Origin of the sequence: Paenibacillus sp. NPDC056933, from assembly GCF_042674385.1 — a bacterium.
Lineage (GTDB): Bacteria > Bacillota > Bacilli > Paenibacillales > Paenibacillaceae > Paenibacillus.
The window spans coordinates 2,047,753-2,073,358 of record NZ_JBHUQN010000001.1; the positions used below are offsets into that span (position 1 = coordinate 2,047,753).

The following is a 25,606-nucleotide window of genomic DNA, read 5'->3' on the forward strand; positions in this document are numbered from 1 at the left end:
TTTGCGATCCTTATTACAGCGCTGGTTTTTAAACTGTTTTAGTGGGATTACAAGAGGCGGGAACCTGTTCCTGCTCTTTTTTGTGTCTAAAGGCATTAGGCAGATGGGGACTGAGTTGATACAATGCGGATAGGGTATAGATTACATTAGGGATGTGTACCATTGGTTCACATAGGCAGGATGATTTTGAGACGTTAGCGCCAAGGCGATGTTGAGCTATATTAGGAGGAGATTCGACCATGCAGACGAAATTACGTTGTGCCATATTGGATGATTACCAGAATGTTGCCTTGTCTTCAGCGGATTGGTCTCCCATCCTGGATCGGGTAGAGATTCAGACGTTTAATCATTACATGGGATCAGAGGATAAAGTTATACAGGAACTGCAAAATTTTGAAATCGTTGTTTTGATGCGTGAACGTACACCTTTTCCTAAAAGGGTAATCGCTCAATTGCCCAAGCTTAAGCTTCTGATTACAAGCGGCATGCGTAATGCGTCTATTGACCTCAAAGCTGCGGAAGAAAGCGGAGTGACGGTCTGTGGTACGGAAGGCAGTTCGAATCCGCCGACAGAACTGACGTGGGCGCTGATTCTTGGCCTCTCAAGGAATCTGGTAACTGAAAATAACGCATTGCGTTCGAACCGGAATTGGCAAAGTACCGTTGGCATGGATTTGTACGGAAAGACATTGGGGCTGCTCGGTTTAGGCAAGGTTGGCAGCCGAATGGCCGTTATAGCGCAAGCCTTTGGCATGAAAGTGATCGCCTGGAGTGAGAATTTGACACAGAAGAGGGCTGAGGAGCATGGTGTTATGTGGTCGGAAACCAAGGAACAACTACTCGAACAAAGCGACATTGTATCCATTCATCTGGTGCTCAGTGACCGTACCCGTCATTTGATTGGAAGAGCTGATTTACAACGTATGAAAAATACAGCTTTGTTGATCAATACGTCACGTGCAAGCATTGTGGATCAAGAGGCGCTGGTCGAAGCAATACGGAATGAGTGGATTGCCGGGGCTGGGCTGGACGTATATGAACAGGAGCCTCTTCCTGTAAATCATGTGTTGCGTACATTGCCCAATTTGCTGGCAACGCCGCATCTGGGTTATGTGACACAAGGCAACTATGCCATCTATTTCAATCATACGGTAGAGAATATTGAGGCGTTCTTGAAAGGGACAACGATCAGGCCATTGCTTCCGGAGAAGTGAAGCTTCTCTGTGATAAGTTAGCCAAAGTAAAAGTATGTACGTAAGATAAAAAAAGGTGCTTCCCCAATCGGAATTCATTCCTGGAGAAGCACCCTTTTTTGTGGTTATCGTATCGAATAGTTGTTCTAAATCCGAAGTCTCCAGGTCCATTTTTTAAGCGTGTGGTCCTCATGTAGAGGAACGGATCATGGCTACACTGGATTCGCGGACAATGAGCCGAGGCTCAAATTGAATATGTTCGTAATCAGCAGTACTCATCTCTCGAATGCGTTTTAATAGGAGTTCCGTAGCAAGTCGGGCCACTTCTTCCCCCATAATGGAGACTGAACTGATCTGAGGTGACGATACGGTAGTCCACTGGTTATTATCTACACCCACAACAGCAACATCTTCGGGCACGCGTACGCCGAGCTCCTTAAAGCGATTCACCAGGCCAATCGCCACCATATCATTAATGGCGTATACCGCATCCGGCATATGAGCCAGCCCATAGAAATAATCCGCAGCATTCGCTCCTGTTTGGAGAGAAAAGTCTTCACCAAAATAAACCAGTGAGATATCTACATGGCTTAATGCCTGCTCGTAAGCCCGATAACGTTCTTCGATGATGTCTTTAGGTGCACCGGCGTAAGCAATCCGGTTCCGTCCGATTTTAATCAGATGCTCCATCACCAGTTTCCCTTCCGGCTGTGATAGAGAGACAACATCTGCCTTCATGCCGGGTTCCAGCTTCTTTCCGTAGTTAATCATGGAGATGGGGAGTGGAGCTTTTTCAATCAGGCTTGGTAATGTCTTGGGATAAGCCAAGGGCATGAAAATGAGTCCATCCACATGCAATTTTTTGATATTACGGATGGTTTCCAATTCTGTTCTTGCATTACCCGCCGTATTGATCTGAACCACATGATATCCATGCTGCTTCGCCGTTTGCTCAACAGACCAGGAGATCTCGGGAATAATGGCATTGCGTATATCGGGTACAACCAGCGCAATCTGATGCGTTTGGCGTATCTTCAGGCTCTGCGCAGAGGTATTGGGGACGAATCCAAGTTCATCAATGGCTTGCATGACTTTTTCACGTGTTTTGCTGCTGATGCCTTCGGAGTTGTTGATGGCTCGGGAGACTGTAGCGATGCCTACACCTGCACGTTCAGCCACATCTTTAATGGTAATCTTCTGATCTTTACTCACGTTTAGTTAACCTCACTTCATCGGAAACGATTCCGAATATTGAAAATAGGTACAAATGGAATGACGATCCAATGCCTTAATTATAACATTGAAGCCGACAAGTATCCCATGAACACGATTGAACGGTTACAGTTATTTGCTGCCCTCTAAGGAAATCGAATGATTAACATAGAGATAATTAGGGCAGAACCGGCTAAGGAGCCGAAATTATCATCGGATTGAAAGGCTGGCATTATAACAGGTTTATCGGTGTAAAATTCATAAGATGGACATATGTGTGACAAATTATGTTTGACAGCCTATTTAAAATGTGACATATTTAATTTACGGAAACGTTTCCGATTATATCAAAACTTATGATCTGGGAGATGAAACAAATGAAAGCATTGCGTTGGCACGGAGTAAAAGATTTGCGTCTCGAAAATATTGATGAACCTCGCCCTCAACAGGGCAAGGTAAAAATAAAAGTGGAGTGGTGTGGGATCTGCGGCAGTGACTTGCATGAATACACGGCAGGCCCGATCTTTATTCCAGCTCAAGCTCCGCATCCGCTAACAGGGGAAAAAGCACCTGTTGTGATGGGTCATGAATTTTCAGGACAAGTGGTTGAAGTAGGCGAAGGCGTGACACGTTTTCAGGCAGGGGATCGTGTTGTGGTAGAACCAATCTATGCTTGCGGTCATTGTGAAGCTTGCAAACAGGGGAAATATAATCTCTGCAATCAGATGGGATTCTTGGGTCTGGCAGGCGGAGGCGGAGGTTTCTCCGAGTATGTAACGGCTGAGGAATATATGGTGCACGCCATTCCTGATTCCATCTCATATGAGCAAGGGGCGCTTGTTGAGCCTTCCGCTGTGGCTCTACATGCAGTGCGCCAAAGTAAACTGAAAGTCGGCGACACTGCGGCTGTTTTTGGAGCAGGCCCGATTGGGCTGTTGGTTATTGAAGCGCTGAAAGCTTCTGGCGCATCGGATATTTATGTCGTTGAACTCTCCGAGGAGCGTAAAGCCAAAGCGAAAGAACTTGGCGCAATTGTTATTGACCCAACACAATACAATGTGGTGGAAGAAATTCATGAGCGTACCCAAGGCGGTGTGAATGTTGCTTATGAAGTCACAGGTGTTCCACGGGTACTTCAGCAAGCCATTGATTCAACACGTATTGGCGGTGAATTGATGATCGTTAGTATTTTTGAACAGGAAGCACCGATTTTGCCAAACTCCATTGTCATGAAGGAGCGTACAGTCAATGGCATTATCGGATACCGTGACGTATTCCCGGCTGTTATTAGCCTGATGGCTAAAGGTTTCTTCCCGGCAGACAAGCTGGTAACCAAACGAATCAGCTTGGACGAAGTGGTAGAACACGGGTTTGAAGCATTGCTGAAAGAGAAAAACCAGGTTAAAATTCTGGTGAAGGCAGAGTAAGTATCAGAGAAAATAGTAAATAATATCATATATTTAAGTACAGGTGAACGTCAGCGAATGGCATGTGGAAAATCAACCGGAGCCAATGATTCGTTTTGGTAGGCATTCACTATGAAAATATGACAAATAGACAACGCATCTTCGGATGAGGTTGTCTATTTTTTTGCACAGTTCGGGCAAAATTTGTTGCAAGTAGGTTTTGTTTTACATAATATAAATAGATACAAATTGTATCATTTTAATTTTGGTGTAAAAGTGTTATCTCACAACATAAAGGAGGAAGCGGACATGCAGAAGAATACAAAATGGGCGGCTGTGATTTTGACGATCGTTGCTGGCGTGGGTTGGCTGCTGATGGGGAACTCGAAACCCAGGAATAATGTTTCAACAGATCATCAACCGACTGCGGAACGGGCACTTGCCAAGGTGTCCAATGCGCCTTTAACATCCGCTGATGTGACGAACAAGATCGAATTGCTCGGAAGACCTTTTAAGAAAGCGCCATATGCCAATAATGTTTGGGACTTGCAGCTGTACAGAGGCAAAATATACATGGGGCATGGGAACAGCAGCAATATGGGCGTTTCATCCAATGCCGGCCCCATTCCTGTAATTTATTACGACACGGCCGATTCCAAATTTATCACCCAATCTGTTACCAATAACAACCCAAGCTTCGTTCCGTCGACCAAAATGTTTGTGGATGAGGAACAGATTGACATCTACAAGGTATTGAACGACAAGCTTTACATCCCTGGAAATGATTCCGATGGCGAACAGTGGGATATGGGAAACTTCTACCGGTTGGATGGGGATGTTTGGACCAAGTATCGCAATCTTCCGCTGGGTGTACACGTATACGATCTGGCGTCCTATCAGGGCAAGCTGTTTGCAGCGCTGGGGACCGAGAAGAAACCCACAGTTCTTATTTCTCATGATCAGGGCGAAAGCTGGCAAACATTTGCGACGATTAATACGTTTGGCTTTCGGGCGTATACGCTGTTTGAGATCAAGGGCAAATTATATGCATCGGGCATGATGTATCCAGCCAATAAAATCTGGGGCGACAAGACCAATGTATTAGAGATTAATGAGAGGCTTGAAAAGAAAGACGTGGTCATCTATGGTAGCAAAATGCTTCCAGGGCTTTCTTATCAAACCGGTACAACCCCGTATAATAAGATCGGGAAAAATATTAATTTTAACAATAAGCTGCTCTATATTGCCGGAGGGGTGTTCAACGATGGGCAACTGTTGCCCAAATCATTAAACGTGATGACCGACATTAATCAGGCAACGCGTGTCACTTTGCCAGATACCCGGGCTCTTCCTACAGATGTGCTCTTGCGGGATGGTAAAGTCTATGTGCTTACCTACACACGGAAAAGTGCGAAGCTCTATATAAACCGGGTGTATCAATCCACCGATCTGAATACATGGAATGAAATTCTCCGTTTTAGCCAGGACACGTACGCCAAGTCTTTTGAAGAACATGAAGGTGATTTTTACTTTGGGCTGGGTACGGACCCCGATGTTCTGTCTACCTCTTCAGGCAAATTACTCCGGGTTAACCGCAATCATATCCCTGTTAATTCTAATTAAAGGCAAGGAAGATTATGGATTATATATTATTATGCTTCATTTACAGTTTTGGTTACAGAGAGAGCGTTATGTTAGTTGTGCAGGGCAGGCTGAAATCGTAGAACTTCCTAGATGAAGCTACTGCAAGCTTGCTCTGTTTTCTTGTGTTCAGGAGATCAGGAAATCGGATAAGGCCTTTCTCCGAAAATTTGAAAATAAAAATCAGAAACTATAAAATAGAAAGGGAATACACATCCATTTGAATAACATCTGAGCTAATTATACAAGAACATGCTGCGAGAAAGTGGACATGTTTTCTACCCATCTAATCGTAAAGGAGCAATACACAATGAATGTACCGTCAGCTTTGTTCAAACCATTTACCTCGGACAAGCTCACCCTGTCCAACCGGATCGTTATGGCGCCAATGACACGTGGATTTTCACCTGAGGGAGTGCCCGGACCGGAGGTCGTGGAATATTATCGTCGCAGAGCAGCCGGAGGTGTAGGGCTGATCATTACGGAAGGAACGGGCATTAACCACCCTTCATCCGTTAGTGGTGCAAGCATCCCGCTGTTCCATGGCAAAGAATCACTGCAAGGTTGGGCGAATGTAGTCAAGGCAGTGCATGGAGCAGGCGGCAAAATCATGCCTCAATTGTGGCATGTGGGCACAGCCCGTCGTTCAGGCGATCTGCCGAATGCAGAAGCTGAGCCGGTAGGTCCGTCGGGACAAAGCATGGCAGGTGAACCGGAGAGAGAACCATTGACAGAAGATGAGATCAATAATCTCATCCAGGCATATGCCCTGGCAGCAGCCGATGCACAGCGTATTGGTTTTGATGGTATAGAACTACACGGAGCCCACGGCTATCTGATTGATCAATTTTTCTGGGAGCACACCAATCGTCGTACGGATAAATATGGGGGCGATCTGGTACAACGAACGCGTTTTGCCGTCGAGGTGATTGAAGCGTGTCGCGCTGCTGTAGGTCCTGATTTCCCGATCGTGCTTCGTTTCTCCCAATGGAAAATGGGGAACTATGACGCGCGTCTGGTGGAAACCCCAGAACAACTGGAGCAGTTCCTTGCACCCCTCACGGCTGCAGGTGTGGATATTTTCCATTGCTCAACACGTCGATTCTGGGTGCCGGAATTTGAAGGTTCTGAGCTGAATCTTGCAGGCTGGACACAGAAAATAAGTGGCAAACCGGCGATCTCCGTTGGATCGGTAGGGCTTGAAGCAGAATTCGTTGACAGAGCGAGCGAAAACCAAGGGACGGGTGACGCTCATCTGGATCAATTGAACGAGAAAATGGAAAATAATGAATTTGATTTGATCGCATTGGGGCGTGTACTTTTGAGTGATCCGGAATGGCCGAACAAAGTTCGCGAAGGACGCCAATCCGAACTTGTTCCTTTTACAACAGAAGTGTTGAAAACACTCTATTAAGAGAATTTTCAAGGCGGTTCGAAAGAACAAACGCCAATGGCAACGAAAACTAAAAACAAACCTGAAGCCGCCAAAAGGCGGCTTTTTCACCTCTCTATAATAATAATTTCATTATATGAAAAATTCACAATAGAAAATCATTTATCGCACCGCTGATACCCCTTCTCTTGCCCTCCCAATCACGCACGCTCATGGAATAACACCATCATGTACCACACTTTAACCTAAAAAGGGGAACTATTTTTCGTAATTCAGGCTGTGCCTTCAAAAGTTGTACTCGATCCGTCTCCATTTTGAAAATAAAGCACCTTATGATAAGGTTAGGCCTGAACCCTATTCAGCCAACAATACAACAACGCTTAAGGAGGATGACCATCCTTGTACATCCATAGTCGCAATTCAAAACATAAACACATAAAATCACTTCCAATGCTATTTGTGCTATTCGGAATAGTACTCCTGTTATCGGCATGCGGGCAGGCACAGAAGCCTTCCTCTTCCGCTGACTCGAACAACGGCTCAACCACAGAGCAATCTTCATCAGATCAGGATGACAATCATGCCGGAACGGATACAGGTGCTAATTCAAACGCAGGTGCTAACGATCAGGATGATCAACAGAATACTGTGCCTTCGCAGGAAGAGAAAGATCCGGTACAAGAGCAGCTCGACCAATTGTCTTTGGATGAGAAGATTGGACAGATGATTCTGGCCGGTGTTCAAGGGACCACTTTGGATAATCAAGCCAAACAGATGATCAAGGATCAGAAGGTGGGGGGGATTATTTTCTATGCAAATAATGTCTCAACTCTTCAAGGTACAGCCAAATTCGTGCAATCCATTAAGGATGCCAATCACTCCAATCCGGTTCCGATCTTCATGAGTGTGGACCAGGAAGGCGGCAAAGTTAGTCGCATGCCCGAAACGGTAGAAGCGATTCCTTCGAATGGGAAAGTGGGTAAGTCGAAAGACGCAGATTTGGCTGAAACGATGGGTGAATTGCTGGCCCGACAAATTAAGCTTGTAGGTTTTAACGTAGACTTTGCCCCGGTGCTGGATGTGAACAGTAATCCGAAAAATCCGGTGATTGGGGATCGTTCATTTGGCAGCTCGGCAAGTCTGGTATCCCAAATGGGTATAGCGGAGATGAAGGGCTTGCGGAACGAAGAGGTTATTCCCGTAGTGAAACATTTTCCGGGCCATGGCGATACCTCCGTGGACTCCCATCTGGATCTGCCTGTCGTGAACAAAACAGAAGAGCAGCTTGCCCAGCTGGAATGGATTCCGTTTCAATCCGCTGTGAAGGAACAGGTGGAAGCGGTTATGGTGGCGCATATTCTGTATCCGAAGCTTGATCCACACCATCCGGCCTCCTTGTCGGACGTCATTATTGGTCAGCATTTGCGTGGCAAATTCAAGTATGACGGTGTGGTCATCACAGATGATCTGAGCATGGGCGCGATTGCGAAAAATTATAAGTTGAACGATGCCGCCGTAGCGACGGTTCAGGCCGGGAGCGATATTTTACTGGTAGCTCACAGTTATGAGAGTGCCAAGACCATATTTGATACGCTGATGAGCGCGGTGAAGTCAGGGAAGATTTCGGAATCCCGAATTAATGAAAGTGTATATCGAATTCTTGCTTTGAAGCAGAAGTATAACTTGACCGATGACCAACAGCCGTCAGGAGACTTGAAACAGTTGAACGCTGACATTCTGGATTGGCGCAAGCAGGTCGATGCCCGTTAGTACCCACCTGTGTTATTATTTTGGAAGAAGAATCGTTTATTCCATTATGACAGGTTAGAGGTGAGTCCTTTTTATGTATACGATAATGATTATTGAAGATGATCCCAAGATTGCAGGACTACTTCAATCCCATATTGAACGATATGGTGACAAGGTCGTTGCGGTTGAGGATTTTGAGCAAGTCGTCCAGCAGTTTGAACAAATCAAGCCGCATGTCGTGCTGCTGGATATCAACTTGCCGAGTTACGATGGGTTCTATTGGTGTCGCCAAATTCGTTCCATTTCCACATGTCCGATTATTTTCATCTCTGCCCGGAGTGGCAAGATGGATCAGGTCATGGCGCTTGAGAACGGGGCGGACGATTATATTACGAAGCCGTTTGAGCATGAGATTGTCATGGCCAAAATTCGAAGTCAGCTGCGCCGGGTGTATGGCGATTATGCTGCGCGTAATGAAGAGCGCAAGGTGGAACTGGATGGACTAACTGTTTATCTGGAAAGATTGGAGATGGAGCTCGGTGATCGCAAGATACAGCTAACCAAGAAAGAAACCATTTTGCTGGAGACGTTGCTGCGTCGCAGTCCCAAACTGGTTAGCCGTGAAACCATTTTGGAAAAGCTGTGGGACGATTCCTTTGTGGATGATAATACACTTAGCGTGAATGTGACCCGCGTGCGTAAACGATTGACTGAGCTGGGAATTACAGATGCGCTGGAGACAGTAAGAGGTTCAGGTTATCGACTCAACAGTAATTGGAAGGCATCTTCACCCTCATGAAGTTGTTTATCAAAGAACATATTGTACTGACTTGTTGGGTAATCGTTGTACTGCTTACTGTGGTTGCGGTCTTCTGGTACGATGGCTATGACCACTGGTTTACGGCCACGTATGCGGTATCTCTGGGGTTAGTCCTATACTCAGCTTATCTCATGTATCGGTATCTGTCCCATCGCCAGTTTTATACCCGAATGTCCCAACGAATGAATGATCTGAAAGAATTTGTTCCATTGAATGAGCCCGCGCCCTTGCCGCAGGCATTGTCAGAACTGCTGGACTCACAGTACGGTCATTATTATGCTCATCTGCATCGTCTGGAACAGCGTCAACAGGAATACCTGACTTTTATGAATCAATGGGTTCATCAGATGAAGACACCTTTATCCGTCATTGAACTGACAGTTGAGGATCAGGAGGATGAGGACCCACGCTTCATCAGCATTCGAGAGGAAGCAGACCAGATGAGACGAGGGCTGGAAACCGTGCTGTACATGGCACGGCTGGAGACATTTGAACAAGATTTCAGTGTGGAACTGGTATCCCTCAAGGAGGCCGGAGAAGAAGCCATCCATGAACTGAAACGATTCTTCATTCGCAATCACGTGTATCCCGAGTTGAAAATCGATGCTGCGTTAATGGTACAGTCGGATGCGAAGTGGATTCGATTTGTCCTCGTACAGCTGTTATCCAATGCCATCAAGTACTCTTCCGGGGGAAAAGGGCAAAAGGTAACCATCCATGCTTATGAATCCACACGATCCATCATTCTTGAAGTGAAGGATCAGGGAGTCGGTATTCCCAAGTCGGATCTCAACAGAGTGTACCAGCCTTTTTTCACCGGAGAGAATGGGCGTCACTTTAAAGAATCTACGGGTATGGGGCTATATATTGTTAAGGATGTCCTGACACGAATGAACCATCGGATTGACCTTACATCCGTTCAGGGAGAAGGAACCACTGTAACCATTACATTTCAAACCTGAGATATAAATCTGCATGATACGAAACGAAATGAGAAGACGTCTGGTGCCCTGACTGGGATCGGCGTCTTTCTCGTTTTCTACATATTAGAGGACAATTGTCGGATAGAGAAACGATATAACCTTACAATAATGTCATGAAGATGAAAGGTTAATCCATAGGAGAATGGTCGAAACTTCGATAGACTGAAGTCAGAAAGTAGAGAACGACTTCGAATTGCGATGAAGTTAACCCCAGCTTAGTTTAATTCAAATTCAAAATCTAAAAGGAGCCATTAACTTATGGAGATATGTTCAGTTAAACAGATTAGCAAAATTTATAAGGGGGTCGTGTCATACGAAGCCTTATCAGGGATTGATCTCAGTATTCAGGAGGGTGAATTCGTTGGCATCATGGGTCCATCAGGCAGCGGCAAAACAACATTGCTGAACATGATTTCAACCATTGACCACCCTACTTCAGGGGAATTGCAGATTGCAGGTAAGAACCCGTTTGAACTGAATCACGATGAACTTGCTCTGTTCAGACGCCGAGAGCTGGGGTTCGTATTTCAGTCGTTTAACCTGCTCAACACACTCACGGTAAAAGAAAACATTGTCCTGCCGCTTACGCTGGACGGCGTACCGGTTGAGGAGATGAATGAACGTGTTGATCGACTCGCAGAGAAGCTGGGCATCGCATCTCTTCTGAACAAACGCACGTATGAAATTTCCGGAGGTCAGGCCCAGCGGACAGCAATCGCGCGAGCCCTGATCCATTCTCCCAAGCTGGTGCTGGCAGATGAGCCTACAGGAAATCTCGATTCGAAGGCTGCGCGTGATGTAATGGAGATGCTGGAACGTCGTAACCAGGAAGATCGGGCCACCATGCTGTTGGTCACGCATGACGCTGTTGCTGCAAGTTATTGCAGCCGGGTTGTATTTATTAAGGATGGACGATTGTACAACGAAATTCATTATGGAGATAACCGATCGACGTTCTATCAACGAATCATCAACGTATTATCCCTGATGGGAGGCTCAGGACATGAATTTTCGCCAGTTCGCCATTAATAATGTTGTTCGGAACAAACGAATTTACCTGGCTCATTTTCTGAGCAGTACGTTTTCCGTCATGATCTTTTTTACGTATGCGCTGCTCTTGTTTCACCCGGATCTGAAGGATGGATTGAAAGGTTCAAGTAATACAGTGACCATGCTTGCGAATCAGGGGTTTCTGATTGCAGAGATCATTATTTTCATCTTTTCGTTTCTGTTTCTGCTCTATTCCGTAGGTTCATTTCTCAAGACGCGTAAAAAGGAATTCGGCATATTTCAAATCATCGGCATGACTCGTAAACAGATGAACCGACTGTTATTTATGGAAAACATGTGTATCGGATTGGCTGCCATTGTGGCAGGCGTTGGATTAGGAATGATCTTTGCCAAGTTGATCCTGTTGATCTGCGGTTCCATGCTGGCTGTGGAAGAAAGTCTCCGATTCTATTTTCCAGTAAAGGCTATTGCACTTACTGTCGGAGCATTTCTAGTGTTGTTTGTTGTAATTGCGCTGAGCTCATCGCTTCTGATGCGAAAAGGGTCATTGATTGACCTTGTAAAATCAGAGGAAAAACCAAAACCCGAGCCTAAGGCTTCTCGTCTTTTAGCACTACTCTCCGTCATATTCATTGGGGGTGGATATGCGGGTGTATTTGCCTTTGTATGGATCACATACTCCTTCCCTTTACTGTTTGGCAGCGTTGTTTTGGTTATTGCAGGTACGTATCTGTTATTCACCCAACTTAGTGTGTATGCCATTCGGGCGCTCAAAGGCAATAAGCGTTTGTTTTTCCGCAAAACGAATTTGCTGTTTCTGTCCGAACTTACCTATCGAATGAAAGATAATGCGGTCATGTTTTTTATGGTGAGTGTGATCTCGGCTTCCGCCTTTACGGGCATTGGCACAATGCTGGCGATCGCTGATCCGGGATTGTCATCGATGTCGAATCCGTATGCATTTACTTACCAGAATTCATGGAATACCCCCAGTGCAGAACGCCACATCAGGAAGATCGAAGAGACTTTAATTGATAATGAAGTTCCGTATCAGAAAGGAAGTTATATTCCGCTGATGGATAACGAGGGCAACTATATCATTAAACTCAGTGAGTATAACCATCTGGCCAAGGCTTTAGGTTATAAAGAGCGAACGTTGGAGAATACCAATGAGTCGTTTATGGCTCCAGGTAATCTCACAAGTCGTAAAGCATTACGTGCGGATGCAGGACAGAGTTCTTCTCAGAATAACTTCGATTTGTGGGTTGCTGAAGTTCATGAAAAAGTACGGTTAACAACACCTGAAACCGAGATCGTCATCCCGGTTGAATATTCAAGGGACGTTTATGTGGTATCCAATGAACTGTACGATAAAATGAATAAGGAATTTAAGAATGAAATCCAAGCGGATGAAAATTTTTATTTCGATAGAAAAACTCAATTTGTTGTGACCGATTGGATGGGGACGCGTCGTTTTGCTCCTGACTTGATTGAATCCATTCAAAATGATTCAAGTAATCAGGGCTACTTCGAGATCAGCGCTCTCGTGCTGGATTGGCTTAATTCCAAACAAACCAATGGCATTATCCTTATTCTGAGTGGTTTGATTGGTATCGTCTTTTTCACCTTTGCTGCAAGTTTTACGTACTTCCGATTATATGCGGATCTGGAACGGGACGAAGAGCAGTACCGCATGATTGGTAAGATGGGACTGAGTCGCCCCGAGCTTCGCAACATTGTAACCAGACAGCTGCTGTTAATGTTTTTCTTGCCAATCGTACTGGCCATTATCCACAGCTCCGTTGCCTTTGTTGCATTACAGCAGTTAGTCGATTTCTCCGTCATGGGCTATACCTTGCGCATTTTCCTTGTATTTGCATCCATGCAGATTCTGTACTTCCTGCTGGTACGCTGGCGTTATCTTCGCAATATGTATGCCAAATTGATCTAATTCACATGCACCGAGCCCGAGGCTCGGTGTTTGTTGACTTTTTCCTCCAAAGCAAAGTACTATTTCAATAGATACAGTATGTATCGTTGTAACGTGACTTTAGTTGTGAAACGATTTAAACGTTGGACTTCATAGCCTGTTAGCCGAGAAGGAGGATTACATTGAGCATAACGATGTCTCGTGGACAAGCTTATCTGCAACGTTTGAACGACGAACGGAAGGTATGGCTTGATGGAGAGTGTATTCGAGTAACGCAGCATCCTGCCTTCCGGGGAACGTTGCAAACGATTGAAAGTTTGTTCAATCTGGTAGATGCTCCGGACACGAGAGAAACAGTGGCTTATTGGGATGAGCAGACGAGTGGATATGTACATCAAGCTTTTCGAGTACCCCGAAATGCTCAGGAGATCAGCAACAGGGCGGCAGCCTTTCGATTGTGGTCTGATCGCACCTATGGGGTGATGAGCCGCCTGTCGGATTACGCCCGATCCCGTCTGACCGGTTGGTACGCTACACGGGACGAGATGGCAGTGCATGACCCGGCGTATGGAGACAAAATCGCTGCCTATTATGATGAAGCAAAACGAAAGGATGCGTTCCTGAGCATTGTCCAGCGTGACCCGCAGATTAATCGTTCTCTGCCTGTAGGGGAAGATGAAGACGCCATGCTCCGCATCATTAGCACGAATACGGAAGGGGTTGTGATCCGTGGAGCGAAAATGGTGGCGACCGCTGCTCCCTATGCGGATGATATCATTGCCTACCCGATTCAGCGTATTCCTGGACATCGCCCGGAGCTGGCCCATATGGTTATTGTTGCAGCAGGGAGTCCAGGATTACATATGGTATGTAGAGAATCTTTTGCGACACCGGATTCGGATAACGCTCATCCGCTCAGTATGCAGTATGATGAGATGGATGCCGTTTTATTTTTTGACGACGTATTCGTACCTTGGGAGCGTGTACTGTTGCACAACAATCCGGAAGCGGTATGGCAGATCCGATGCAACGCAGCATCTTCCAGCTTGGCTTATCATCAGAGCATTATACGGCTGCATTCGAAGCTGGAATTCATTACAGCCATTACGTCTTCGATCGCCAAGGAAATTGGAGTCGATTCCTTCCTGAACGTGCAGGAACAGCTAGGAGAGATGATCAGCCAGATGCAGACGATTGAGGGACTCATCATCGCTTCCGAGGCACAAGCTGCGCGGGATGTTCATGGTAACTGGCTTCCATCCTTCAAATATATCGAAACAGCCCGTAATCTGGGGAACCGTTATTACCCGCGCGCTGTAGAGATTTTGAAGACCATTGCTGCAGGTGGCCTTATTCAGATCCCTTCAGGGAAGCTGGAGTTCGAAGGAAACATCAGCTCCATGATGAACAAATATCTTGGAGGCGTAACGATGCATGCACCGGAGAAGATTCGATTATTCCAACTCGCCTGGGAGCTTACGGGAAGTCCGCTCGGAGCGAGACATGATCTGTATGAACGTTTCTATGCCGGTGATCCGGTACGCAACCGGGCAAGTCAGTATATGCAGTATGACAAGGACCGACTATATGCACGGGTTGAACCATGGTTACGTAACAAGTAATGTATGAACTCCTGAAACTTTGTTTATATTGGTTTGGATTTAAAGCTCTGGCCTGATGTCAGGGCTGTTTATTTAGGTTATCTTTAGAAATGATTTAGATTGAATTAAGAGACGTGGTATATAGTAGTAACGTATAGACATGTGAACCATAGGAAACGGAATGTATTACGGATATGAATTCGAATGTAAACGGAATTTATTGAAACAGGAATGAGAGGATTTGCATGAGATACACACTATTAATTGCAGATGACGAACCCGAGATTGTGGAACTGCTTCAGCTGTACCTCGAGAAGGACTACAACATTGTGACAGCCGTTAATGGAGTAGATGCGCTACAATGTATCCGTTCAACCCAGATTGATCTGGTCATACTGGATATTATGATGCCTGTGATGGATGGACTTCAGCTGATCAAACAAATCAGGTCCACACATCACATGCCTGTTCTGTTCTTGTCAGCCAAAAGCCAGGATCATGACAAAATCCTTGGACTTGGACTGGGTGCCGACGACTATATCTCCAAGCCATTCAATCCATTGGAGATTGTCGCCAGAGTGGAAGCTTTGCTCAGAAGGGTGAATCAATTCGACGCACCAGAAGTGCCTGCTGCCCAAGAGCTACATTTGACTTTGGGTGAGCTTGTACTTGATCGATCCCAATGTATTCTTTTTCGCTCGGGGAGGCCTGTGACGTTGACCTCTACAGAATATAAAATCGTGGAGCTTCTGCTGGAGCAGCCGGGCCGGGTCTTCACTCGCAAAAAAATATACGAAGCCGTCTGGGGTGATTATTACGCGCACGAAGACAGCACCATTATGGTACATATCAGCAATATTCGGGAGAAAATCGAGCGCGATTCCAGACAACCGGAATATTTAAAAACGATAAGGGGACTGGGATACAAAATTGAAGCGCCCATGGAAAGCTAGAGAAAAGCGGCTGTTGCAAACGTCCCTGACCCTGGACTTTTTGCTGTTCAACTTCTTTTTGTTGCTGTTGGTATTGATCGTGTACATTATCATTAATCTGGATGTAGTCGATTTTCGAATCTCGAATCAGGTGGTTGATCCCGATCTGAATGTGGAGGCACATGTGTATGTGACAGAACTGGAGAACGAATGGCTATCCGGTAGTTCCGGTGAGGCCAGTAATACCGAAATCCAGCGGCTCAAGGACAGCGGCGGATGGATTGAAGTACTGGATGGGGATCGCAGGGTCATTCGTAATATTGGGGAGAAGCAGGATACATTCACTCAATATACTGAAGCTGAGCTATATGCGGGACTCGAAAACCGAAATGACCAGCCATACTACTACTCCATTAGTCCGCTTACGACAGAGGGAACTGGGGAGTATCTTCTATTAAAGATTCCGCGTGACCTGGTCAGTGTGCGGATTAATGATAATCAACTGATTACCAATTTGAAGCATCCGTTATCCTTTTACATTATGATCGGGATCGGATTGGTCTTGCTGCTGATATTCGTATATAGCTATTGGGTTGCCCGGCGAATCAAAAAGCCGCTGAGTATTCTTTCGTCAGGTCTTACCCAGATGATCCAGGGGAATTATAGTACCCGTATGTCCATCTCGGCAGAGAGGGAATTTGTCCAGATTGGCGAAACCTTCAATTATATGGCGGACGTCATTGAGAATACTTCTGCGGAGAAACGATATGCCGAAGAGAGCAAACAGCGATTAATTGTGGATCTGTCACATGATCTTAAGACCCCTATCACGAGTATTCAGGGATATGCCCAGGCTTTGGTGGAAGGGCGCGGGGAAGACAAGGACAGACAGCAGCGATATCTGGGTTATATTTACAACAAGTCCGTTCAGGTCGCGCGCATGATTCAAAATATGCTGGAATTGCTCAAAGTGGATTCACCTGACTTCCGTATGCACATTCAGCAGCGGGAAATCGGCGAGTTCGTGCGTGAGATCATGGCCGATACGTATGGGGAGATTGAGCAAAACCATTTTGCCCTTCATGTTCTCGTCCCAGATGAGGAGTTCTACGCAAGGTATGATCCGGAGCTGTTGTCCAGAGTGATTCAGAACCTGATTACGAACGCTTTGTCCTACAACCCAAGGGGGACGGAGCTTCGTGTGGAGTTAATATCCCTGGATAACCATGTGATCATTGAGGTCGCTGATACCGGTGTGGGCATTCCTCAGGAGTTGTGGGCAACCATCTTTGATCCATTTGTTCGAGGGGATGAGGCTCGTACGGGAACCGGGGGTACTGGGCTTGGACTGGCAATTGCGCGACGGAACACCGAGAAAATGGGTGGACGATTAACCCTTTCCCGGCGCGGACGGGAGACGACGGTGTTCACTATACAGATTCCGAAATAAAGGACCGACATATAGGATAAGGTTGACATAGAAGAAGTTAAGTGGAGGGGAAACTTTTTGTTCAAAGTAAATTCGTTTGTACGTTTCAGTATTGCGCTGGCACTGGTATTGATTAATATCTATCTGTTATCACGTGTCAGCTTTATTTTCCAACCGATTGTGACCATGCTTACGGTGATTACCGTGCCGATGATGCTGTCCGTATTTTTTTATTATCTGCTTCGGCCGCTCGTCAATTACATGGAGAAAAAGAAGCTTAATCGCACACTGAGCATTTTACTGATCTATTTGGTGTTTGGTGTACTTTTTGCCCTGTTTATTGTAGGACTATGGCCTTCTTTACGTGAGCAGGTGATTAACCTGGTCGATAACGCTCCATACCTGATCAATTCACTGAGTTTACAGCTCAAAGAACTGGAACAGAACGGTGCCATTACAGCTTTGTTCCCGGAAGGGTCAACCCCGTTTTCGCAGATTACGGATTACATTAACAAAGGCTTCACCTTTGTAACGAACTATGTGAGTGGATTCTTCTCCATCATATCAAGTTTTGCGATAGTCCTGTTCACTTTCCCGATCATCTTGTTCTACATGCTGAAGCAGGGAGAGAAATTCGGTCGCAAGCTGGTGCATATTGCACCAAAACGCTTCCAAAAAGACAGCCGTGAAGTGGTGCTTGAAATTGATCAGGCGTTAAGCGGCTTTATTGTGGGACGAGTGCTGGTGAATCTGGCTTTGGGCTTACTGATGTATATCGGTTTCCTGATCATCGGTCTGCCTTATGCACTGCTGTTAACCGTGATTGCGGTCATTATGAACTTTGTTCCGTTTATTGGGGCGATCCTGTCTTCTGTTCCTATTGTCATCATGGGACTGGTGGTATCCCCTTCTGTTGCGATCTGGTCACTCATTATTATTCTGGTAGCTCAGCAAATTCAAGATAATCTGGTTGCACCGTATGTATTCGGCAAAAAACTCGATATTCACCCGCTTACCACCATTATATTGGTGCTGGGTGCAGGTGATCTGGGCGGGATTATTGCCATTCTGATTATCATCCCTGTCTACATGATCGTTAAAATTATTTTGGTTCGAATCTACCAGCTGTTCTTCAAGGACAAATGGCAGAACGCTTAAACATTTATAACATATATAAAAGGAGTGGAGATCATGTCTGAAATCATCCCACAACCATACACTGAACCTGAGTATATTGAGCCACAATCTGTTCAAATGGGCGCCATTCATATTTCCAACGATGTCGTATCCAAAATTGTCGGCATGGCAGCCCAGGCTACCGAAGGGATATCTTCCATGTCCGTTGGTTTAACCGAAGGCATTGCCAAGAGCATCAGCGGAAAAAGCTTGCAAAAAGGGATTGACGTAGCGATCAAAGATGACCAGGCATCCATCCAGCTGCGTATCAATGTTCAGTATGGCAGCAAAATGCATGAAGTCTGCCAGGAACTTCAACATAATGTGCAGCAAGCTGTGGAACAATTGACTGGCATTATGGTGAATGAAATTAAGGTGCAAGTGGTAGGCGTGACCATGCAGGAGCAGGTATAATGCAGAAAGGCAGAACGGAATGAACCCTGAGAATTACAGTCAATCATATTCCGTGTGACAAAATACAAAAACAGCACTTTCCCATTAGCTGCATAAATGGGAGGGTGCTGTTTTGTGTTTGCGGTAATATGTGGGGGCTTCGCCCATCACCTTTTTGAACATTTTTGAGAAGAGCAGCTGATCGGCGTACCCAACGGAACGGGAGATATCGCCAATAGTCAAGGCCGGGTCCAGCGTCAGTTCAGCCGCCCTGCGCATTCGGTAATTGACCAGATACGACTGAATGCTGGTGCCCATTTTATCTTTGAAGAGGGAGCACAGGTAACTTCGCTGCAACCCAATATGAGAAGCAATGGACTGCACCGTTATGGTATTGGCATAATTGATCTCAATGAAATCCATCACCTGGGTGACATAGGTTTCTTTGGTATAGTCCTGGACTGATATGGGGTTGTCCTCATTTGCCTGATCGATCAAAATGGAGAAAAACTGAAACAGCAATCCCGTCATGCTGACCTCCCAGCCTTTATGTGTATTGCGGGAGTTGATCATACGATGCAGACAAGAGCGCATCTCATCATCATTGCCCAATTCAAAGATTGGGTGGTGCTCAGACAGGCAAGCCTGCTGCAATAAGGAAGGGCAGCTGCTTCCTTGAAAAGCAACCCAGGTATACTCCCATGGGTCATTCTGATCTGCTTCATAATGAACAACCGAATGTGGGACGATGAGGAATCCCTGTCCTTTGCGCAGCGTAACCTTGGTGCCTCCGACTTCGAAGGTACCTTTGCCGTCCAAAATGTAATGGATTTTGTAATAATCTCGCATGGCCGGGCCGAAGTGGTGACCAGGTGCACAAGCTTCTGTGCCGTAATGAAGGAGCTGCAATTCCTGAGAGTGATTGTTTTTGCACATATACGTAATCAAGGTTATTCACTCCTGTTATGAAGTCGTTACAACTTGCATTTTAACATATAAAAGTGAAAAAGGAATCGTTTTATGAATATAAGTTGATAAAGATAACAATCATTTTTCCATATCGTTATAGTGAAATGCCATATCGTTTTGCGTGGAAAATGTCTAAGATGAAAGGGTATTCCATAACTTTTACAAGAAAAGAGAGATTAACGATGCCCTATACAGCGAGTGAACAACGATACAGTGAAATGAAGTATGCACGCTCTGGCAAAACCGGAATCAAGCTGCCACAAATTGCGCTGGGTCTATGGCAGAACTTCGGTGGAAACCGCACCCTGGATATTCAGGAAGAGATGATCTTGCGTGCTTTTGATCTGGGGATTAACCATTTCGACTTGGCCAACAACTATGGGCCGCCTCCCGGATCAGCCGAAGAGAATTTTGGTGTCATTCTCAAAAAACATCTGCGTCCTTACCGTGACGAATTGCTCATCTCAACCAAGGCAGGGTATCATATGTGGAACGGTCCGTACGGCGAATGGGGTTCCCGCAAAAACCTGATTGCCAGTCTGGACCAAAGTCTGAGCCGAATGGGACTGGATTACGTTGACATTTTCTATCATCATCGTCCAGATCCGGAAACGCCGCTCGAAGAAACGATGACTGCGCTGGATCATATCGTTAGACAGGGTAAAGCTCTGTATGTAGGCTTGTCCAACTATGATGCCGAACAGACCCAGGAAGCTGTTACCATTTTGCGTCGTCTCGGAACGCCATGTCTGGTTCACCAGCCAAACTATTCCATGCTGAATCGCTGGATTGAAGATGGGTTGCAGGATGTGCTGGATGAACAAGGCGTAGGGTCCATTGCATTTTGTCCGCTTGGCCGCGGTCAGTTGACGAATAAATATGTGGACAAGATTAAGGAAGAGCGTGCCAATCCAACAGGCAATCTGAGAAAAGAAGCCTATACGGACGAACGGATCGCCAAGTTCGAAGCGCTTCAGGCGGTTGCCAAGCGTAGAGGCCAAACAATCTCCCAGCTGGCGCTGAACTGGATTTTGCGTGGTAACCGTGTCACCTCCGCATTGATTGGTGCCAGTCGTGTGTCCCAGATCGAAGAAAACGTAGTCGCCCTTCAGGCACCCGAACTAACAACAGAAGAGCTGAATGAAATTGAGATTATCCTGGAAGGTATCGAAAACTACGCTTGGTAAGATTGGGAACGTTACATTAGATAAGCGTAAGCAAACAAGGAGACATTGCGTCAGTTATGACAGCAACGTCTCCTTGCTTCTTTTTAAGTCTCGTTCAAAGCGCTGGTACGGCTCCTGCTGGCTTTCATAATTAGCTGAGGCAGCTCCATCAGCAATTTGTCCATCGTTAGCGGATCATCGAAATTGTATTTGTTTTCGGACACGATGACGCGTTCATTACTTCGTGTGTTCCAGTAGGGTCCAGACATTAGCTTGGCGTAGTGCAAGTTCGTTCTAGGGTGATTGTCCATTAATATAAAATGGATATCTGCCTCATACGTAAAGGCGTTCTCCAGAGGAATCAGTTGAAAAGGAATACCTGCTCCAATTAATTCCTTCACCTTCGGCGCAGGCTTTAACCCTTCTGGATGGTACATGGTTACTGCGAATCCTTTCATCCCCATTACATACAGATTGCCTTCTACAAATGAAAATATAACTGCTGTTTGCCTGACATCAAAATGCGATGCAAGGCTTTGCCACATTCGCTTGATTGCCACACGATGCCCGTTGATCCACTTCTGGGCGATCTCTTGCTTATTTAGTACTTCTGCTGTTTGCATAATTCTTGAATAGACGGGTTCATAACGGTCAATCATCACCGTTGGTGCAATCCGTGCCAATTCGTCAATCCAGTCTTGGCGAAAGCCGCTATGAATAATCAGATCAGGCTGAAGTTTGCGAACTTTCGCAGGTTCTCCCAGAAGACCGATATCTTGGATCCCTTCTTGTGCATCTCGGTAGAGACTGCGTTTACCGATGATTTCCACGTCTGCTCCTACCGGAGTTATCCCCAAAGACAATAGGTCACCTAGACAATATCCAATGGCCACAATCCGCTTGAAAGGGGTGTGGTCACTTACGTTTAGTGATGCTTTTCCACCAGCAACTTCTCCATATTGACGAGGTGTCATACCTACGCTTTGTTTGAATTTGCGTGCAAAATAGCTTTCATCCCGAAAGCCGACAGCTTTGGCGATTTGCGCTAGCGTATCGTTGGTATGCAAAAGTAACCGCTTGGCATGTTTCAATCGAATGTCAAGCAGGTAATCCAGTGGCTTTTTACCGGTAATCGATTGAAACAATGTACTGTATTGCCACTTGGCAACGCCTGCAATGCTGTATAGCTGACGTGCCGTAATGTTTTGCTGATAATGTGTTTCAATGTAGGCAACGGTATGCTTGACGGCCTGGAGGCTGTCCGAAGTTTCTTTGTTTCTCTGTACGTTCTCAATAAGAAACAGAATCAATTCCTGCATTACAATCTGCTGCTTTAATCGTAAAGCTTCTTCGGGAGTCCTCGAAACACCGCTGTTATTTAATGACACATTCAGAGCCTCTGCAAGATCAAGAAATCTGGATTCATCCCCTATGCCTATGCGGGTTTCATAAGGTATAACAGAGAGAAGTTCATTTGTCGGCATCATTTGCCCGAGTAGATATACGGAGAACTCAATTACAATGGCTGCCGCATCATTCCTATCATCGGGTATGCGGGTAAATTGAATGCTGGCCTCGGCACCAGGCGCAAGCAAAAAGGCATGGTTTTTATCTGCTTGAACAAAATGATTGCGTAAATGAAGCACACCCTGATCTGCTTGGAAAACAATGAGACGATGCGCACCTGGCGGGCTGGCCACCCATTGTTTGCAGGATAGCCTGCGCAGCAGATGAAGACTATGCGGGACGTATATACAATATCCTGTACTTGGAAGGATAGAAATGTTTTTTACAACAGCAGGTGAAGAATGCATATGCGACTCCTTAGTGAAATGAATTTTTTGAAGTATAGCGGCATGAGCAGTAAAAAACTTGCCAAAGAGAGCAAAACAGGTTCCGCTTTTTGTACTATGAAAAATCAGAAAAATGTCTATTGTTCAATTATAGCAAACTCCTTAATATTAGTTGATGATGATTTTCATTCTCATTAAAGACATCGGGGGAGAGGATTTATATGCAAAAAAACAAAGTATTCCGGGCCATGCTCGGTTTATTATTTGTTTTCATGCTTGTGACGGTGGCGGCTTGTTCTGGTAAAGAACAAACTGCTCCGTCTGTAACAGCAAATCAGGGTGAAGAGAAAACGAAGGAGATAACGGTATCGTGGATGCGAGATTTGGGCCCTTCCAATCCACATGCATATTATCCGTCACAGTTGTTCTCACAGTCTATGATTTACGAACCTTTAGTCAAGTATGGGGAAGGTGGCGAAATTAAACCTCATCTGGCTACCCGCTGGGAGATCAGTTCAGATGGCAAAGAATACATATTCTATTTGCGTGATGATGTGAAGTATTCAGACGGAACTTCGTTTAATGCTGCAAGTGTGAAACGCAATATGGATGCTATCCTGCAAAATCAAACCACACATAGCTGGCTGGGAACGGCCAAATTGCTTGATCATGTAGAAGCGGTGGATGAGTATGTGGTTAAGCTCGTAATGAAGGAGTCCTATTACCCGGTATTACAGGATTTGACGACTGTTCGTCCATTCCGGTTTCTGGCAGACGCTGGTTTTCCGGAAGGAGATAACACGCTGGAAAGTATTCAGGCCCCTATCGGTACAGGACCATGGATACTGGATGAGTACAAGCAGGATGAATACAGCGTATTTGTTAGAAACCCTGACTATTGGGGCGAACAGCCGGAACTGGAAAAGGTCACGGTTCGTATCATTCCGGATGCGGAAACCCGTGTGCTGGCTTTTGAAAAAGGGGATCTGGACCTTATTTTCGGAGAGGGCTCCATCAGCCTTGATGAATTTACCCGTTTGCAGAAAAACGAAAATTATGAATCGGATTTGTCGGGCCCACTGGGGACTCGCAGTTTAATCCTGAATACCCAGAACGAAAAGCTGGCTGATCGACGTGTAAGGCTGGCACTTCATCATGGGTTTGACAAGGCCTCGTTGATCAAGGGCATTACATCGGATGTAGAACAGCCTGCAGCACAGGTGCTGTCTACCGATTATCCATATGTAAGTAAAACCTTTACTGCGTATGATTATGATGTCAATAAGGCGATAGCTTATTTGGACGAGGCAGGCTGGACGGTTCCTTCCACAGGGGGCATAAGAGAAAAGAACGGAGAGAAGCTGTCGTTTGAACTGATGTTTGACACAACCGACCGTATCCAGAAAGCGATGGGCGAGGCAATACAGGCTGAATGGGCTGCGCTGGGGGTGGAACTTCGTTTGACAGGCCTTGAGTTGACAGAGCAAACAAAACGTTTTCGCGAAGGCGATTATGATTTAAACTTCTGGTTTAACTCAGGTGTACCTTATGATCCCCATACACTTATTAATGCGGTGGCGGAAAAGAGCTTTGGCGTTGCCGAAGCACACACGAATATTGCAGGTAAGGAGCAGCTTGACCAACAAATCAAACAAGTGCTCGCCTCGGTTAACGTAGAGGAACGTCAACAGCTGTATGATCAAATTTTGCAAAAAATTCAGGACGAGTCCGTCATTATTCCTTTGTCCTATATTCGTCAATATAATGTTTATCAGAAAAATCTGAGTAACGTATCTTTTCCGGAAAGCCGCTGGGATCATCCATTTAATACGATAAAAGTGAAATGAATGAGAGGAATGGCCACCTATGGCAGGTTATATATTCAAAAGAGTACTTACATTAATTCCTTTGATACTTTTTGCTACATTTGTGGCTTTTGTATTAATGCGTCTCTCCCCGGTTGACCCGGCAGAAGCGTACTTCTCGGCAGCCCATATCAAGCCTAATGCTGAAATGCTGCAAGAAAAAAGGGCTGAGCTGGGTCTGAGTGATTCGTTCTGGGCTCAGTACATGCGAGCGGCCATGGATATGCTGCAATTGGACTTAGGTACTTCGTACCTGTCTTCTCGGCCCGTATGGGAAGAGATTGTACAACGTTTGCCTGCAACGCTGCAATTGGCTGGGTGCAGCATGTTGTTCTCATTTGTTGCTGTGGTTGCACTAGGGTACTTTTCGGCCGTTCATGCCGGGCGATGGATGGATTATGCGGTACGCCTTGTTTCTTATATCGGGGCTTCCCTGCCGCAATTTATGTTGGGGTACCTGTTAATCTATCTATTTTCCCTCCGATTGGAATTGCTTCCAGTAGAAGGGAAGGGCACTTGGCAGCACTTAATTTTACCGTCACTTACCCTGTCACTGGCTCTTGTAGCGATATATGCCCGTCTGTTTCGGGAAAGCATTCTGGAGCAGATGAAGCAGGTCTATGTGGACTATGCGCACACTCGGGGATTGAAGCCGGGCAACATCATATTCAGACATATCATCCGACTGGCAATCCTGCCCGTCGTCACTGGGTTTGGCATAAATCTGGGAAGGTTGATTACCGGAACAATCGTGGTGGAACGAGTATTTTCCTGGCCCGGCCTTGGACGGTTTTTCGTGGAGGCTATTTTTAACCGTGATTTGCCAGTCATTCAGGGCTATGTATTTTTTGCGGCTTGTTTGTATCTATGCACGAGTTTGATGACAGATCTCCTGCATATGGCTGCTGATCCCAAGCTGTCCTTGCAAGAAAGGAGCAGGTAAA

The 25,606-nt window shown here is 45.8% G+C and carries 20 protein-coding genes; 17 read left to right on the forward strand and 3 right to left on the reverse strand.

Annotated elements, in window-relative coordinates; translation table 11 throughout:
• Window positions 1-239: 239 nt before the first annotated feature.
• Window positions 240-1,214: a D-2-hydroxyacid dehydrogenase family protein gene (locus ACFTRD_RS09350; protein WP_379379099.1), complete on the forward strand. Its 975-nt coding sequence runs from the start codon at window positions 240-242 to the stop codon at window positions 1,212-1,214.
• A 168-nt stretch (window positions 1,215-1,382) separates the two neighbouring features.
• Here the strand turns inward: ACFTRD_RS09350 and ACFTRD_RS09355 are convergent, their stop codons facing one another.
• Complete coding sequence (locus ACFTRD_RS09355; RefSeq protein WP_379379101.1) at window positions 1,383-2,405, reverse strand: LacI family DNA-binding transcriptional regulator; 1,023 nt, start codon at window positions 2,403-2,405, stop codon at window positions 1,383-1,385.
• Between the two features lie 377 nt (window positions 2,406-2,782).
• Here ACFTRD_RS09355 and ACFTRD_RS09360 point away from each other — a divergent pair, with 377 nt between their 5' ends.
• The 13 genes from ACFTRD_RS09360 (at window position 2,783) to ACFTRD_RS09420 (ending at window position 18,890) form a co-directional block, all read left to right on the forward strand.
• On the forward strand, window positions 2,783-3,832 hold the full coding sequence (locus ACFTRD_RS09360; protein ID WP_192266782.1) for a 2,3-butanediol dehydrogenase: 1,050 nt from the start codon (window positions 2,783-2,785) through the stop codon (window positions 3,830-3,832).
• A gap of 288 nt (window positions 3,833-4,120) precedes the next feature.
• A complete protein-coding gene (locus tag ACFTRD_RS09365; RefSeq protein ID WP_379379103.1) occupies window positions 4,121-5,434 on the forward strand; it encodes a hypothetical protein in 1,314 nt (437 codons plus the stop codon).
• A 328-nt stretch (window positions 5,435-5,762) separates the two neighbouring features.
• Complete coding sequence (locus ACFTRD_RS09370; RefSeq protein WP_379379105.1) at window positions 5,763-6,866, forward strand: NADH:flavin oxidoreductase; 1,104 nt, start codon at window positions 5,763-5,765, stop codon at window positions 6,864-6,866.
• A 378-nt stretch (window positions 6,867-7,244) separates the two neighbouring features.
• Window positions 7,245-8,615, forward strand: coding sequence for a beta-N-acetylhexosaminidase (gene nagZ, locus ACFTRD_RS09375; RefSeq protein WP_379379107.1), 1,371 nt, complete (start codon window positions 7,245-7,247; stop codon window positions 8,613-8,615).
• A 73-nt stretch (window positions 8,616-8,688) separates the two neighbouring features.
• Complete coding sequence (locus tag ACFTRD_RS09380; protein ID WP_379379109.1) at window positions 8,689-9,393, forward strand: response regulator transcription factor; 705 nt, start codon at window positions 8,689-8,691, stop codon at window positions 9,391-9,393.
• Window positions 9,390-10,376, forward strand: a complete 987-nt coding sequence (locus ACFTRD_RS09385; RefSeq protein ID WP_379379111.1) for a sensor histidine kinase — start codon at window positions 9,390-9,392, stop codon at window positions 10,374-10,376. The genes ACFTRD_RS09380 and ACFTRD_RS09385 overlap by 4 nt, the downstream gene beginning before the upstream one ends.
• Before the next feature lie 279 nt (window positions 10,377-10,655).
• Window positions 10,656-11,426, forward strand: coding sequence for an ABC transporter ATP-binding protein (locus tag ACFTRD_RS09390; RefSeq protein ID WP_379379113.1), 771 nt, complete (start codon window positions 10,656-10,658; stop codon window positions 11,424-11,426).
• Window positions 11,401-13,359 (forward strand): FtsX-like permease family protein, encoded by a 1,959-nt coding sequence (locus tag ACFTRD_RS09395; RefSeq protein ID WP_379379115.1) that lies wholly within the window; start codon window positions 11,401-11,403, stop codon window positions 13,357-13,359. Before ACFTRD_RS09390 ends, ACFTRD_RS09395 begins: the two co-directional genes overlap by 26 nt.
• A gap of 173 nt (window positions 13,360-13,532) precedes the next feature.
• Entirely contained in the window at window positions 13,533-14,960 is a 1,428-nt protein-coding gene (locus ACFTRD_RS09400; protein WP_379381255.1) for a 4-hydroxyphenylacetate 3-hydroxylase family protein, read from the forward strand.
• A gap of 224 nt (window positions 14,961-15,184) precedes the next feature.
• Entirely contained in the window at window positions 15,185-15,892 is a 708-nt protein-coding gene (locus tag ACFTRD_RS09405; protein WP_192266788.1) for a response regulator transcription factor, read from the forward strand.
• A complete protein-coding gene (locus ACFTRD_RS09410) occupies window positions 15,870-17,321 on the forward strand; it encodes a HAMP domain-containing sensor histidine kinase (protein ID WP_379379118.1) in 1,452 nt (483 codons plus the stop codon). Before ACFTRD_RS09405 ends, ACFTRD_RS09410 begins: the two co-directional genes overlap by 23 nt.
• Window positions 17,322-17,378: 57 nt before the next feature.
• Window positions 17,379-18,458: an AI-2E family transporter gene (locus tag ACFTRD_RS09415; protein ID WP_379379120.1), complete on the forward strand. Its 1,080-nt coding sequence runs from the start codon at window positions 17,379-17,381 to the stop codon at window positions 18,456-18,458.
• Between the two features lie 33 nt (window positions 18,459-18,491).
• Entirely contained in the window at window positions 18,492-18,890 is a 399-nt protein-coding gene (locus ACFTRD_RS09420; protein WP_379379122.1) for an Asp23/Gls24 family envelope stress response protein, read from the forward strand.
• An 84-nt stretch (window positions 18,891-18,974) separates the two neighbouring features.
• On the opposite strand, the gene ACFTRD_RS09425 is transcribed toward ACFTRD_RS09420, so the two are convergent.
• Entirely contained in the window at window positions 18,975-19,817 is an 843-nt protein-coding gene (locus ACFTRD_RS09425) for an AraC family ligand binding domain-containing protein (protein ID WP_379379124.1), read from the reverse strand.
• A gap of 203 nt (window positions 19,818-20,020) precedes the next feature.
• On the opposite strand from ACFTRD_RS09425, the gene ACFTRD_RS09430 reads away from it, so the two are divergent.
• On the forward strand, window positions 20,021-21,025 hold the full coding sequence (locus ACFTRD_RS09430; RefSeq protein ID WP_379379126.1) for an aldo/keto reductase: 1,005 nt from the start codon (window positions 20,021-20,023) through the stop codon (window positions 21,023-21,025).
• An 83-nt stretch (window positions 21,026-21,108) separates the two neighbouring features.
• Here the strand turns inward: ACFTRD_RS09430 and ACFTRD_RS09435 are convergent, their stop codons facing one another.
• Window positions 21,109-22,818: a helix-turn-helix domain-containing protein gene (locus ACFTRD_RS09435; RefSeq protein ID WP_379379128.1), complete on the reverse strand. Its 1,710-nt coding sequence runs from the start codon at window positions 22,816-22,818 to the stop codon at window positions 21,109-21,111.
• A 200-nt stretch (window positions 22,819-23,018) separates the two neighbouring features.
• On the opposite strand from ACFTRD_RS09435, the gene nikA reads away from it, so the two are divergent.
• Together nikA and ACFTRD_RS09445 are read left to right on the forward strand one after the other, a co-directional pair.
• On the forward strand, window positions 23,019-24,644 hold the full coding sequence (gene nikA, locus ACFTRD_RS09440; RefSeq protein ID WP_379379130.1) for a nickel ABC transporter substrate-binding protein: 1,626 nt from the start codon (window positions 23,019-23,021) through the stop codon (window positions 24,642-24,644).
• Between the two features lie 19 nt (window positions 24,645-24,663).
• Window positions 24,664-25,605 carry an ABC transporter permease subunit gene (locus ACFTRD_RS09445; RefSeq protein WP_379379132.1) on the forward strand — a complete coding sequence of 314 codons (942 nt, stop codon included), beginning with the start codon at window positions 24,664-24,666 and terminating at the stop codon, window positions 25,603-25,605.
• Window position 25,606: the final 1 nt, after the last annotated feature.